8 protein-coding genes are annotated in these 14,888 nt (G+C 64.9%); all 8 read right to left on the bottom strand.

Annotated elements, in window-relative coordinates; genetic code table 11:
* Positions 1-132 precede the first annotated feature (132 nt).
* On the bottom strand, positions 133-4,578 hold the full coding sequence (locus HNP00_RS03935) for an FtsK/SpoIIIE domain-containing protein (protein ID WP_184736148.1): 4,446 nt from the start codon (positions 4,576-4,578) through the stop codon (positions 133-135).
* Positions 4,575-5,279, bottom strand: a complete 705-nt coding sequence (locus HNP00_RS03940; RefSeq protein ID WP_184736150.1) for a hypothetical protein — start codon at positions 5,277-5,279, stop codon at positions 4,575-4,577. The genes HNP00_RS03935 and HNP00_RS03940 overlap by 4 nt, the downstream gene beginning before the upstream one ends.
* A 42-nt stretch (positions 5,280-5,321) precedes the next feature.
* Positions 5,322-6,998, bottom strand: coding sequence for a serine/threonine-protein kinase (locus HNP00_RS03945; RefSeq protein ID WP_184736152.1), 1,677 nt, complete (start codon positions 6,996-6,998; stop codon positions 5,322-5,324).
* Positions 6,995-8,716 (bottom strand): FHA domain-containing protein, encoded by a 1,722-nt coding sequence (locus HNP00_RS03950; RefSeq protein WP_184736154.1) that lies wholly within the window; start codon positions 8,714-8,716, stop codon positions 6,995-6,997. The genes HNP00_RS03945 and HNP00_RS03950 overlap by 4 nt, the downstream gene beginning before the upstream one ends.
* A complete protein-coding gene (locus HNP00_RS03955) occupies positions 8,703-9,578 on the bottom strand; it encodes a PP2C family serine/threonine-protein phosphatase (RefSeq protein WP_184736157.1) in 876 nt (291 codons plus the stop codon). Before HNP00_RS03955 ends, HNP00_RS03950 begins: the two co-directional genes overlap by 14 nt.
* Entirely contained in the window at positions 9,575-10,762 is a 1,188-nt protein-coding gene (locus HNP00_RS03960) for an RDD family protein (RefSeq protein WP_260404749.1), read from the bottom strand. The genes HNP00_RS03955 and HNP00_RS03960 overlap by 4 nt, the downstream gene beginning before the upstream one ends.
* Before the next feature lie 251 nt (positions 10,763-11,013).
* Complete coding sequence (locus tag HNP00_RS03965) at positions 11,014-13,497, bottom strand: transglutaminase domain-containing protein (protein ID WP_184736161.1); 2,484 nt, start codon at positions 13,495-13,497, stop codon at positions 11,014-11,016.
* Positions 13,494-14,870, bottom strand: coding sequence for a DUF58 domain-containing protein (locus HNP00_RS03970; protein ID WP_184736163.1), 1,377 nt, complete (start codon positions 14,868-14,870; stop codon positions 13,494-13,496). The genes HNP00_RS03965 and HNP00_RS03970 overlap by 4 nt, the downstream gene beginning before the upstream one ends.
* Positions 14,871-14,888: the final 18 nt, after the last annotated feature.

Here is a 14,888-nt window from a genome sequence, read left to right on the forward strand (position 1 = left end):
CTGCAGGACGGCACAGGCCGCCCGGAGTTGGGGTGGTATTGACCGGAATCTTCCTACAAAGTCCGGGCGTATCGCAAATCCCGTTCCCTAAAACCCTTGCCGGCCCGCCCGCGGCTCACGGTTGCCGGGCGGTTACCCCCTGTTCTCAGGAGGCATGGCAATCTGCACTTTCCTGACCTTTCCACGGCCAACAACGTAGCCCCGCCCCGGGATGAATTCAGGACTGACCCTGCCTAGCGATGTGTTGAGCAGGCTATCGCCTTCGACGTCGCCCGGGTTGAGCAGAAGGCCCCGGCGCCCGGACTTGAACGGCTGGGCAAGGGACCACGCCTGCGACCAGGTGGAGGTCTCCGACTCACCGACGACCCACTGATCGGCCTTGATGGAAGCGGTCACCACATTGTTGATGGACGGCTCCGCTAGCGAATCCGTGAAATCGGTCAGGCCTTCGATGAAGATGGCCATGGTCCCCGGGTTCCTGGTGGAATGCTCCACCAAATCCATCGCGGCTTCCTCGACGGCATCCAGCCCCACCAAGGAGCGGTTCCAGATCTTCAGCGAAGCCACCGCGGAGCGCCGCGCGCCGATGTACACGAGTTCCGTCCCGGGATTGGAGCGGCGCAAGGCGTAGGCCATGCTGACGAGCGCCACTGTGCGCCCGGAACCGGGAGGTCCGGCCAGGAGAAGCGGGCCCTTGGCTGAAATCGTGGCCGGATCCAGGGTTTCGTCGTCGATTCCGACAACGGGCAGATCCACCGTGCCGGAAGGGAGGATGTCCAGATCCACAAGCTCCGGCAGCGTTTGGATCCGGGGTGCGGGTTCCACTCCCTGACGCTGCATTGCCTGGGCCAATTTGCTGACTTCGCGGGCTTGCAGGGCGAGGTTGGAGTTTCCGCCGAGCACGGCAAGCTGCACTTCAAGGTTTCCCAGAATTCCGCGGCCAGGGGGCGACGCCGGATTCAGCACGTCCCTGGGAGCGTCCAGCGAGAGGTAGTCGTCTTCGGATGTCAGGCGGAGGACCAGTCGCCGCTGAATGGAGGCGAGGAGGGACGCCGGTACCGAGTTGGGCCTGTCACCGCTGACAACCAGGTGGATTCCGAGGGGACGGCCGTCGGTGGCCAGTTGCAGGAAGATATCCCACAGCGCAGACAAACGGCTGTATTCGTAAGCTTCCCGGAACGCCGACATGCCATCGACCAGGATGAAGACGCGCTTCTCTTCCGGACGCTTCGCCAGCTCGCGGTACTCCACGATCGTGGATGCACGGACCTCCGCGAAGCGGGCCGCCCGATCCTCGGCCAGGTCCCGCAACCAGCGCAGAAGCCGCCCGACGCGTTCGACGTCGTCGCCGTTGATGATCTCACCGACATGCGGCAAACCGTCGAGCATCTTCAGTCCCGAGGAACCGCAATCGATGCCGTAGACGTGAACGGGGCCACCTCGCGGTGTCACCGCGGCGGCAATCGCGATGCCGCGCAGTGCGGCCGACTTGCCGGAGCCGCCGGTTCCGTAAACGGCCATGTTGCCGTCCTTGTCCGGCTCGTAGAACACGGTGGGCTGGTCTTGGTGCGCGGGGTCGTCGGCGACGCCGAGCAACAGCCGGGCGTCCGAACGCGGGTTGGGCAGCTTGGAGAAATCGTAGGTTGTTGCCAGCTCGTTGAGCCACGGCTTGCGCGGGGGCCGGATGCCGAGGGTATCGGCCGCGCGGATGATGTTGGTGGTCATTCGCGAGATGTCGTTGGGCCCCGCCGGTTCCTCTTTGGTGCCGCCCAGCGGCGCAGGAGCCTCCCAGCTCGGGCCGGAACCGAAGGCCATTTCGACGATGTCGATGCGTGGACGTTGGGGCTTCTCGGTGGTCCAGCCGCCTGCGTAACCGGTCTGGAAGCCCTGGATCCGGCCGGGACCTGTCTTCGCAGCGCCACGGCCGGGAATGGAGGGGTCGAAGTACGCGGCCGTGGGGACGCCGAGGATATCCGTGGCGTCGTCCTCGTCAGCCATTCGCAATGCCACCCGAAGGTTGGTGTTGGCGCGCAGGCTGTCCTTGATGACACCCGCGGGCCGCTGCGTGGCCAGGATCAGGTGCAGGCCGAGGGACCGGCCACGCGCGGCAACGTCCACCACTCCGTCCACGAACTCGGGGACTTCGGTGGCCAGGGCAGCGAACTCGTCCACAATGATGATCAAGTAGGGCGGGGCTTCGGGATCGGCCTCGCGCTGAAGGGCCAGGAGGTCCTTTGCCTTCTTTCGGTTCAGCAGGTGCTCGCGGTAATGGAGCTCGGCACGCAAGGACGTCAGGGCACGCCGTACCAGGTGCTGCGAAAGGTCGGTCACCAAGCCAACAGTGTGTGGCAAATGGAGGCAATCGGCGAAAGCGGCTCCGCCTTTGTAGTCCACAAACAGGAAATTGACCCTGTCCGGGCTGTAGGCGGCGGCCATGCCCATGACCCAGGACTGCAGGAATTCGGACTTGCCGGCGCCGGTAGTGCCACCAACGAGGGCGTGCGGACCTTCGTTCTTGAGGTCCAGGTAGAACGGTTCCACGCCTTTGGAACCCACTAGCGCCCGCAGGCTGCCGTTGTCCTTGCGGTTAGGCACGGCCGAGGCGTGCACGGAGTTGTTCTCCCGCCAGCGATCGGCCACGGCAAGGGGGTTGTCGAGGAAATCCTTGCCGATGAGCGTCGCATAGGAGACGGCGCGCGGGAGGTCGGAATCGTCGTCGACGGGCTTTCCCACATCCACCAGTGGCGACATCATGCGGGCCAGCTGGGCGGCGAGTCCTGCGTCGAGGCTTTCGCAACTCACAGGGTAGTTATGCCGTCCGAGCCGGACCTGGGCAGTGGTGGTGCCGTGGTCGCCGTCGACCGCCATGAAATCGCGGCACGCCGCGGGCAAGGACTGCACATTGGCGGCGACCCACATGATGTGGATCCCGGAATCCGGGCCCCGCTCAACGAGCCGGGTTAGGCGCCCGCGATCCACCGGGGCGTCATCTTCCACGACCAAAAGAATGGCCGGGAGGATTGGTCCCGGTACCTCATTGTTATCGCCCTTCAAGGCAGGCCGCAGTGCGGGACGGCGTTCCCGTGCCGCTGCTTCGCGTTGCTCCACCAGGTCTTCCAACCGGGAAAGCAAGGACGATCCAGCCGCAGGTCCCGCGGCCAAGTGATCGCCGCCCAAGGGGCTGTGGCCGGAACCAACGTGTGGAAGCCACTGCAACCAGTCCCAGCGATCGCGGGAACGGGCCGACGTCATTGCAGTGACCACCAATTCGGCCGGCGAATGCAGGCCAACGAGCTGGAGCATCATGCCCCGTGCAACATCGTCCGCGAGGCCCCGCTCCCCCGCGACGCCGAACGAGCCGGAGGTGCGCAGTTGCGACACGATCGGTACCCCGTCCACCACCCGCACCTGCTGCAGGCACTCCTGGATTTCCTTCATGTATTCCGGCTCGGTGTCATTGCTGCCCGGCTCTTCGAAGGGAATACGCGACGGCGCCGTGCCAAGTCCGAACCGGACCCCCAGGAAGCCCGCGTGTTCCGGGCGGTGGGTCCACAGGAGCGGGCCAAGCTTGTAGATGGCATCCACGGTGTCGCTCACCGACGGCGATTCCTGCAGCCGGACGGACCGCTCGATGTTCTGCAGCTCGGCAATGTCCTCGCGGAAGGCCAGCATGGAAGCGCGGAAATGCTTGTGGCCTTCCTTCATCTGCCGTTTGGACTGCATCTTGTGGTCCACATAGTGTCCGACGATGAACAACGGCATCATCATCATGAACACCACGGACAGGATGTTCTGGGTGAGGGCGAACATGATGCCGCCCATGAGCATGGGCGCGACGAGCATAATATACGGGAACGGTTGATGGTCAGGGCGCTTGGGGCCAGCAGGCACTACCCGCTTGGACGGCTCGAAACGGGGCACAACGCGCGGCGAGCGATTGAAATCGACCAAGGGCGAGGTGGGGGCGCCGCCGTGGTTGCGGGACAGCGCCACGACTCCCACTGTGGTGTCGCCCAAAGTGATGGTGTCCGAAGAATTCAGGGTGGCCCGCGCCACCGGCAATCCCTCCATCAAGAGGCCGTTGGCGGAGTTGGTATCCACGATCTCCACGGTCTCCGCCACCGTGACGCGGGCATGCCGCTTCGATGTCATGGGGTCCGACAAACGAATATCGACGTCGCGGTCCCGGCCAATGTAGCTGGTGCCGAACGGCAGCGAAAACTCGCTCCCGACGTCGGGCCCTGAGAGCACACGCAAGGTCGCCGCAGCGGGGCCGCGGCTGGCTCCCGGCGTCGCAAACTCCTCGCTCACCTGCGTCAGGGAGACTTTGGAACCGGGCCGGAGGCCGGACTCCAGGAGGTTCCCGGTAGGGTCGAGCACCTTGCCGCTCATCCCGCCGCCAACAAAAGCTTCGTCGATCCTCAAGGAGAGGTTCGGAGGCGGTTCCGTCCCCTTGCGTTCAGGGTCGGCGATCCACAGTTCGCTGGCGATGTCCGCCACGGTGGCCCGCCCATCGACGGTGACGGCGAGATCCTTGGCTTCGGCTGGATCACGCCGTAGTGTCAGTCGGATTTTCACCCTTCGTCGTCTCCCCTCATTTTTTCGAGCAAGTACAAGTCCTCTGCCGTCACCAGGTGCGATGTGACGGCGTGTTCAACGAGCCTGGCCCGGCGATTGGTGGCCAGCTTTCCGCCGCCACCGCGTAACCCCACGACGCCCACGCGGTCCAGTTTGTCGCAGACGTTGTCCAGCTTGCGGTTGAAGCGGGTCAGCGCCCAGCCGAGCCTCTTGGCGGCCTCAGAGGACGACGGGATGGCGCTGAATCCGGTACCGTCGCGGCGCAGCATCGGCTCTGCGAGAGCGACAATGAGTGCCTTTTGCGAATCCGTGAAGACCACGGGCCCGATGGTCGTATCCCCGGCGGAGTCGTCGTCGCGCACTTCCTGGCGGAAGGAGGGCGTCCTCAAATGCACGGCGAACTCGTACGTCGTCGGGCCTGCCGTAAAGATCACGTTCGTGTGGCTGAAGACCAGCGGAATGCGCGCCCCCGGCGCCAGCCAGGCCTGCATGCCGCCCGAGCCGTCGGCGACGGTAGCTGACAACATGCTTCCCACGTTGCTCAGCCACCACATGCCGTCGTAGCGCGCTATCTGCAGGAATCGGCGGTGCAAATACGGGTTGTCGTCGACTTCAAGGTCACCTTCGCGCCCGATGCTGAAGACGTCCTCGTCTGATGGCTCGTGCCACTCCCCGCAGAAATCTATTGCGAGATCTCCCATGGTTCCTGCCTCCCTGCTTTCAAAATGTTGTGCGTGTCCGGACTACTGCGAAGAGACGCACTTGGGAGGATCCTCTTGCGACGATGTGGCACCGTCCGCGCGCACTATGACGACCCGCACGCACGTGGGCTTGGCAGGATCGGGATCGGGCGTGATCTCCACCGATGGAGCCTTCACGGACTGGAACTCGCTCTTGGGGCTGTCCGTGAGGAGCTGGACTTTGTAGGTGTCGCCGGCCTTCGGCTGTGGATTGGTCCACGTGAAAGCAACCTTGCCCGCCGCCGTGCGCTGGCCTTTCAACCCCGTCACACCCGGGACTTCCGCGGTGTCCACGGCGTCGGCTGGCTTGTGTGACGGCCCCGTCTCAAGGGCCTTTGGCTGCGCAGTGCTGCCCAGCGCGATCCCGACGACGGCGGCGACCACCAGCACCGCTGCACCGGCGGCGGCAAGCCAGAGATTGCGTTTTCGGTGGTCGGCGGGCGGTTCTTCGTCCGGGATGTCCTCCGCGTAGGCGGGCCGGTTGACGGTGGCCGCGACGTCGCCGTCGTCAACTGTTTCGCGGGGCACCGCACGCTGCCCAGGGTCGGTAAAACCCGGTGCCGCGGGCGCCCAACCACGCAAAACCGTGGCCTCGGATTGCTCCTCCGGAACCCGCGGAGCCGCGGCCGGCTGGGCCGGCGCGGCGCCCTCTGCTCCCTTCCCGACGGTGGGGAAAGTTCGTGCCGGAAAAGTCGGCGCGGTCGCCGTCGACGCGGTCCCCCCGCCGTCGGGGTCGATCGAGGCGATGCTGCGGACCCGAGTCTCCTCAACAGTGTCATCGGGGTGCGTTTCCTCGCCGTGGCCCGGTTCCTCGAGGACCTCGAACGGCGTCACCGAGAGGTTCAGCTCAGCCTGGATGCGTTGCAGCGCAAGGGCGAAAGCGTGTGCCGACGAATAGCGTGACCCCGGAGACTTGGCCATGGCCGTGGAGAGGACGAGCTCCAGCGATTCCGGGACATCGGCGCGGCCAAGCCGTGGAACGGGCGTGTTGGTGATGCGGGCAATGAGTTCCCGCTGGGAATTGTCCTGTCCCGGCATGACGTAGGGAGAGCGTCCGGCAAGCAGCGTGTACAGGGTCGCACCCAGCGCCCACACGTCGACGGGCACGCCAGCGACAGGACCGCCGCGGAATTGTTCGGGCGGGGACCACGGAATGGACATGCCGGCGTCATCATCCGCGTCCGCGCCAATGGTGCCGGAGATGCCGAAGTCCGTCAGCGCGGGACGGTTGTAGTCAGTCACCAGGATATTGGCTGGCTTGATGTCCCGGTGCACGATTCCAGCGCGGTGTGCGGTTTCGACAGCGGACGCCACCTGGATTCCCACCGCCAGGACCTCGTCAACGCTGAATCGCTGGCGGCGGTAACGGACGTCGAGGCTGGGCCGGGAGCAGTACTCCATCGCCAGGTAGGAATGACCGGTCTCGGTGCTCTGCGCCTCGAAGATCGTCACGATGTACGGGTGCGAGGACAGCTGCGCCATAAGGTTGGCCTCGGACTCGAAGCGTCGGCGGGCGCCCTCGGTCTTGAGATCGGACAACAGTACCTTCACGGCCACTCTGCGGCGGGGCCGGTCCTGCTCGTAAAGGTAGACATCGGAGAAACCGCCGGAACCAAGCAGGCTGATGTATTTGTACCCCGGAAGGGACGGCGGCGGTGCGGCAGGCCGCTTGGAACTCACAGGATCTCCTCGAAACGCAATGAAATGTTGTCTCCCAGCTCAGCGATGTCGCCGTCCAGGAGGATGGCCATCTCGTTCTGGGCCAAGCGTCGCGGGGCCTGGCCTTCACGGATCAACGTGGTGCCGTTAGTTGCTTTCAGATCGCACAGCATGACGTGCCAACCTTCCAGCCGGACCTCCACGTGGGAGCGGGAGATGTCCCCTCCGGGGCTGTCCACTTGGACCAACCGCGGCATGGCGCCGCCTTGGACCCGCGATACGGACGGCTGACGCCCAATGATGAGAGATTGGTCCAGGTCAATCAATTCACCACTGGACAAGCGCATCCGGCCAAGCCGCGGACGCGGGACCTGGACTCCGTCGCCGGGGAGTCCCAGGCCACAGCCAGCACATTGGGAGTAGGTGGGCGGATTGGCGTGGCCGTCCTGGCACACCTTGGCGAGCACCATGGGGCCACTCGCGGGCGCCATATGCCGGGCCGGTTCGGCAGGGTCTGCGGGGAGTAGCGCGAGGCCGGGCTTCATGATGGTTTGGCCGTCATGATCGCTGTCCAGCGGGTGGTTGTCCTCGGAACCGTCTCCCCCGCAACCGCCTCTCCCTGCATCGCCTTCGGGCAGCGATTCCGGGACGGGGCCGGGCGAGGGAGGTAGCCACGATTGCTGTGGTGCGGCCTGCCGCTGCGCCCCTTCACTGGGAGATCCCACAGCCCACGGCACGGAGTCTATGAGGCCGGAGTCTACGAAGCCATTTCCGGTGTCGGTGGTGCCGCTGCCGGGGACCGAGGCGGCCACCTGTGCGGGTGGGTAAGGGCTTTGAAGTGCGACGGCGGGTGCCGGAGATGCGTCCTGGGGTTCAGGTCCGGACTGGGGTCCAGCCTGGTCCCGCTCCTGTGTGGGGAGCCGTGCTTCCTCTTGCTCTGCCACGGGCTCCAGCCTGACGGCGGCATCCTCGATGTTCCGGATGACGGTCTTTTCCCAGAGGTGGTCGTAGCTGCTGGTTGTTTCAATGTTGTGGACCAGTTCGTCGGTGGTTTCCGTGTGCACCGGAACCTCGCTGGGAGCTGACGCAGTCTCCGCCTCAGTAGCACCGCCGTCGTGGGCTGGCTTGTTGGCTGCCTCTTGAACTGGTTCCGGCTCCAGGTCCAGGGGGCCCGGAACGGGCCGGACCCTTCCGGGTAGCGGCTGCCCGGGCGCTATGGTCAACCCTGGATCGTCGTCCTGGAACACCAAGACGGGATCGGTGGCTGCAGGTGCGCCGGGACCTTGGGACGAGCCGCCCACCGTGACGGCCAACGCTGAGAGCATGACGACGCCCTCAGCTAAGGGAAGTTCCACCGCTGTGCTCGATACTCCCGAAGAACCAAGCGCCAGCCGGTACCCTCGCGGCACATCCAGCCTGCGTTCGGTCCAGGTGGTGACTTCGCGGCCGTGGAAACTTTGCCCGCCGGAAGGGAAGGCAACGCTGAGTTCAAGGTCTCCTCGAAGAAAAACGCGCAGCGAGTCCTTGACATCGATAATGCCGAAGGGAGGAATACGCGTGAGTGAAACCCCAAAACTGCCAGTGACCTCATTCAAGACCTCGTGGGCTTCGGGAGACTGTTCAAGGAGGGACCACAGCGAACCCACCAGCTCCGGCCGGGTTCCGGGCCCCAGCAGCACGACGGTGCCGGCACGGACGATTCCAAACCATTCACCGGGAATGTAGCTATTTTCCGCCATTGCCGCCGTCCCCGTTGCCTTGCCGCGGGAGCGTGTTCTCGTCTTCGGCGTCGATTGCCGGACGGGGCGCGGTGGTGGCCACTCCGGCGTCGTTCAACACGTTCTTGGCGTCCACGATGACCGCGGTGACGTTGTCCCGTCCGCCGCTGCGCAGCGCCGCTTGGATCAGGGCATCCACCGCGTCTTGCGGGTGTCCCACTGTGCTGAGGATACGGAACATGTGCTCATCGCTCAGTTCCCCGTTAAGCCCGTCCGAGCAGATCAGGATCCGGTCCCCTTCCTGGATGGGCAGCAACCAGAAGTCCGCTTCGGTCTCGTCCCCGGTGCCCAGTGCCCGGGTCACTACATGGCGGCGTGGATGTACGGTGGCCTCTTCGTGCGTAATGCTGCCGGCTTCCACAAGCTCCTGGACCTCCGAATGGTCCACGCTGATCTGGGTGAAATCACCTTGGCTGAGCCGATACGTCCGCGAATCACCAATGTTCATGACCAGCCAGTACGGAACGCCCATTTGCTCGACGACGACGACTCCGGACAGTGTGGTCCCGGCCCTGGCACCGGTTGCACTACGGATCCGGGAATCAGCGGCCAAGATGCAGTCCTGCAACTCAACCGCCGTCGCCGAACGGACCCCCGTGGCCAATTGAGGCATGCTGCCAAGCGTGCGTACGCAGAGCCCGCTCGCGATCTCGCCAGCCTCATGTCCACCCATGCCATCCGCCACGGCAAACACGGGGTCCGAGGCGATGAACGAGTCCTCATTGAGTTCCCGTCTGAGTCCGCGATCTGTGCCGTAGCCATAGCTCAAGGCAAATCCGGACTCTGGGGCGGTTGCGGGGGAAGCTGCCGGCTTTGCGTTCATGCTTGTCCTAGGTGAAAAGTGCGGTCACCGAAATGAACCGTGGAACCAGGGCGGATATAGAGAGGCTCGCCCGGAAGCAGCCGGGTTTGGACGCCGTCCGGCGTGGTCACCGCGCTTCCGTTGGTGGAATTGCGGTCGGTGATCCATACGCCGTCTCCATCGCCCCGCAGGTGGAGGTGCGTCTTGGAAATGGAACGCCCAGGATCGGCCACAGCGATGAGTTGCACGACTGTTTCGCCAGCCATGGCTGCCGGGTTCCGGCCCACCAAGGCCGAGTTGGCTACTTGGAGGTCCTGGCCGTCGTCCATCCGGATCCGCAGTACGGCGCGCGCTTGCGGCATCTGGGCGTCGGGCCGCAACTGGGTGCGGTCGACGTCGTCGTCCGGATGCTGGGCCATGCCGGACAGGGGGCGGACGGCCGCTGGAGGCTGCCATTGATTCCGATTGTGCGGCGGCAACGGCGCTGTGTTTCCCTGCGCCGGAACAGCCTGCGGCCGCAACGGCGGAGACGTTGCCGGGTTGGTGTGGGGGACGGCCGCCGGAGAGGAAACGTGCTGGACGGGAGGCAATTCCACGGGAGCGAAACTGTAGGGGCCCTGGATCCCCCCGGTCACCACGGGGTTGCGGCCGGCCGAGATGTCGAAGACGAAGGATTTCGCTGCCTTGTCCTGCCAGCCGCGCGCCTTGCCGTCCTTGTCCCACGTGTTGGAAACCACCACAACAACAGCCCATGCGGCCGCGAGAGCCAGCAGAGGAACCAGCAAGAGCACAGCAACGCCTAACCAACCCAGGAGCAACAGGACGGCGGAAGCCAGTGCAGCGAGCAGAAGCATCCCGCCGGTGATGATGCCGCGGACAAAGACGACGCCGGCGCCGGGTGCGTACCCGTCAGTATCAGTGCTGCGGATGCCCATGAGGCCGTTGCCGATGGTGGTACCGCTATGGGCTTCGAGGCCCAAAAGGACGCAGGTGTACACGATCGTCATGCCCAATGCGATGCTGCCCAAAAGCACGAGAAGGCCGGTGTCGTAGACAATGAACCCATTGCTGCGGCTCTGCGTGATGCCTGCGAAGCCGATTCCAAAGGCAATGCCCAGCACCACCGCCGGCCCAAGCCAGTCAAACACGGCGGCTCCCAGCCGCTTGCCCGCGGATGCCGGCACAAGCTCCAGTTTGGCGTTCATGGTTGTCCCTCCCCCAGGCCCTGGCGGCAATGACGGCCCTTGAGGACCTGCCGCTGCGGGCGCTATGGCGATCCTACCGGCATGATGTGGCGCCTGCCCGGTGCCCCGATCCACCACGGTTTTGTGGGACTGGTCAATGTTGCGTCCGGTCCTGGCGCCCCGATTGCTGAGCGGAGAGCCGCAATGCGTGCAGTACGCCGCGCCTGGAGGAACTGTCTTGCGGCAAGCCGGGCATTGCTCGATTTCGCTGGTCATGGCTTCACCTTGCCCTCGCGAGCGGAGGCATCGCCCACGGAGGCCTGGCGCGCGGAGCCTTGGCGCAGGCCGCCCTGGCGCAGGGCAAGCCGAGCTTCCGCGAGGAGGGACCGTGGTGAGAAGCGGGCCTGCTGCCGTTTCCAGAACCCCACGCTGCCTGTGATGTCGTTGAGCGAAGAATCCACGATGGTCCAGTAGTCCTTCACTTCGTCCTCGTCTGGCTGTCCAGCCCCGAAGATCGCCGCGTCGGCACGGTGGGCGAGAATCGTTGTGCTAGCTCCCGTTTCCGGGAAAGCGCCAGCTATCACGGAGGCCGATTCCCTTCGCGTCGACCTCCCGTCAATCGCGGCGCCCATATCGGTGGCCAGGCTGACCACTTCGCTCCAGCCTCCCCCGACACGCTGGGCAGCGTCACCTGCGCTCATGCGGCCCTTCCGGCGTCGGGATTTCAAGAACAGGATCAACATCAATGGCAAGGCAAGGATGCCCAAGGGGAGCAACGCGGTGCCGATCGCAGCGAGCAACGGTCCCCAGAACAGCCAGGGGTTGTTCTTCTTGTCGTCGGAGTCCAAGGCGTCCGGGGAGGAATCCGGAGGAAGCTGGGCAGGCTCCTGCGGCGGGGGCGGCGGCTGGAGCACCTGCGGTTTGGGCTTTGATTTGTTCTGCGGATCCGGCGGAATGGGGACGTTGTCCTTCGGAGGGGTGGGATCGAAGGCAACCCAGCCCACCCGGTCGAAGGCCACCTCCACCCAGGCGTGCACGTCCTTGCCCTTGATCTGGACCTGGCTGGCACCATTCTCCGGGCTCTTGGGGTCCGGGTAGAAGCCCATCACAACGCGCGATGGAATACCGAGGTGGCGCAGCATGAGGGACATCGCGACAGAATACTGTTCGTCGTCGCCGAGCATTTGCTTCGCGGTGAGCAGGCTCCGGATCCGGGCAGCGCCGTGCCCCGGAAGGCTGGGAAGCTGTCCGTCGGACACCAGCCCGTTGCTGAAGGCACCGGATTTCTGGAAGTGTGCTTCGATCTGGCGTACCCGGTCTATTGCGGTCGGCGCGTCGGCGGAGAGTCCGTTCGCCTGGGAACCCACCACCGGCGGAACCTCTTCGGGAGCTGGCAGGCTGATCTTTGCGAAGTCGTACTGGGTCAGCTGGCCATGCTCCAGCTTGCCAGGATCGGAAACCTGCACCGAGTACGCATCACCTTTGGCAAGGCCTTTGGTGGTGACAGCGGTGTCGGTGCCGGAGTTGAAATACAGCCCGGATCCGGCGGGCGAACCATTGGCAAAGCTGATCCCCGTGGTGTGGAAGCCGCCCGGGACAAAGAAGCCCTCGTAGTCCTCGATGGCGATATCCAGCGTGTATGCGCTCCCGGTGCCCACTGCTCCGGTGTCGGCCAGGGTGTTCAGCGAACGGGCGTCTCCTACCCTGCTGAAGCTGCCTGAGCCGTTCGGATCAATGTTGTAGTTGATGCCGTTGAAGGCATCCAGGGCCGCAAGACGCACCCGGCCGTCCTTGGGGAGGCCTTTGACGCTGAAAAGGTCATCGTCTTTCTTGTCCTTGACGAAGTTGCGGAAACTCGCCAACGGGGTGATGTATTCACGCGGGTCGAAGGGCGGGACGATGCTGTTCCGCAGGACCTTGCGGTCATCGCTCGCCGTGACCAGGGGGGAAGCGACGGCGGTGATCCCGACGGCGGCCGCGATCACCGTCGCTGCCGTCCCCAGACGGCGGATCCGGCCACGGCGCGCCGCTCCGGCGTCCGGGCCGAGACGGTTGGCAGAACCAGGTCGATTGGCAGACACCGAGCGCGTGTCCCTGCGGCGCAAAACGTCACGACGGAAAGTCGCCCAGGCAATCGCCACGATGGTCAGGGCCACGCCGCGTTCCACGTTCAGGAAGCCTGCGCTCGTGCTGAACAAGATGCCGGTGACGAACAAGGCGAGTACGGGCAGCAGCGGCCAGTACGGGCTTTTGAGCCGCCAAGCCAGCAGTCCGGCGCCAAGGGCGGCAATCAGGGAACTGAGGAACGGAACGATCAGCATGCCGCCGGCGGTGCCCACTGGGACACCCACCGTGAGCATGTCCTTCCAGGAGAACACCACGCCAAGAAGCAGGGTGCGCAGGGAATCCAGGCTCGGCACGACTCCGGCAAGCGCGGCATCCGGCACCGCGAGCGCGGTACCAAGGACCATGTACGCACCCAAAGCAAGCGCAGCCGTGATCACGATGCCTAGGCGGAGGTGCGCGTTGGCTGCCGCGATTCCGAGCCCCAGGACGATCCCGCCGATCCCGGCCAGCAAGTAGTGCGGGTCTCCGCCGAAACTCAGGCTGAATCCCAACACCCCGAGGCACAGCAATAAGAGCAAGGCACCGGCGTCGACGGCGAAATGCCAGAGCGGACGGCCGTCTGCGAAGGCTGACTCAGCGGCCGGGGTTTTGGCACGGGTCCTGGAGCGGACAGGTGGTGCGGAACTCATGCGGCCGCCTTTCGAAGGACCAAGGCAAGATCGTCAAGGTCGCCGACGGTCAGGACGGTCAGATCGGCAATATTTGCCCGTGCGGGCGCGGCTCGCGATTGGACCCGCACCGCGAGGCTGCGAACGCCCGGTGGGACGGAGGCTGCTGCGGACCGCAATTGCGTGGGACTCACATGGCTCCCCACCACGAAGAACACCACCGATGCGTTCGGCACGGTGTCGGACAGCGTCCGAGCGAGGTCGACGGCGGTCCTGCGCGTGGGTGCGCCCACGATCCTGGTCATGTCATCCAACAGATTGCGGCCGGTTTCGCAGCGCAACGGACCTTTCTGGGTCAGAACGTCCAGTTCGCGTTGTTCCCGGATGGCCTGGCGTCCAATCGACGCCGCAACCGAGATGGCCAACTCGAATTCGGCGTCGGAAGCGTATTCATCCGTATTGATGGACAGGGAAATGGCGAGGTGGGCCCGGCGCGTCTCCTCGAATTGCCGGACCATGAGCTTGTTGGTGCGTGCCGTGGTCTTCCAGTGGATATGCCGGCGGTCGTCCCCTGGCACATAGTCGCGCAATGCATGGAACGAGACGTCGGCACTGGACAACTCGGTGGTGGGCATGCCTTCGAGGTCACGGATGAACCCGGCAGCCGATCCGGCGAGCGGGGTGGTTTTCGGGTGCACGAACAGGTCCACGGGGCTGGTCCAGAGAACACGCCGGCGTAGGAGGTGAAGCGGGTCGGCCCGTACCGAGCGGACCGGTCCCACGACGATTACGGCGCGGCGTGCCGTGGGAATGGTGAACAGGTCTTCGTGAACCTGGGCCGGTTTCATGCGAGGCAAGTGGAACACAGCGGTGTTGCTGCCCACGGGGAGTTCGAGATCTGCCGGCAGCAGCGGCCGCGCCGACGTATTGGAGACCGCAATACTTCCGACGGCGTCGTCACCCACCGCAACACGGGTCCTCGCCAAGTCCAGAATCACCCCGTAGGACGAGCGCCCCACGATGAACGCCACGGCGAAAATGAAGAGCAAGAAGGCCACAAGCGCCGCCGATTTTGCTTCCTGCCAGCCCCACGATTGTCCCGCGATCCACAAGGCAAGCGACGCCGACAGCACCAGCCACCCCAGGACGCTGACAACGGACAACACGGGCCACACGAAGCGCAGCCAGAAGCCAGAAGCCTTTTCCCATGCCGGGGCAAGCAACTCACCGCCTGCTTGGGTGGCCTCTGCCCAGACGGCGGCCGGGTGGAGTTTAGCCGGCGTGTTTTTTGACTGGGTCGGTTTAAGCTGGCCGGCTTTCGCCTTGCCCCGCAGCTTCGCCGCAGGACGTTTGAGTAGTGCAGCAGCCCGTTGAAAGGGTTTGCCGGTGGACATATAAAGACCTTTGTTCGT

The sequence above is a fragment of the Arthrobacter sp. AZCC_0090 genome (assembly GCF_014207375.1).
In the GTDB taxonomy this organism is placed as follows: domain Bacteria; phylum Actinomycetota; class Actinomycetes; order Actinomycetales; family Micrococcaceae; genus Arthrobacter.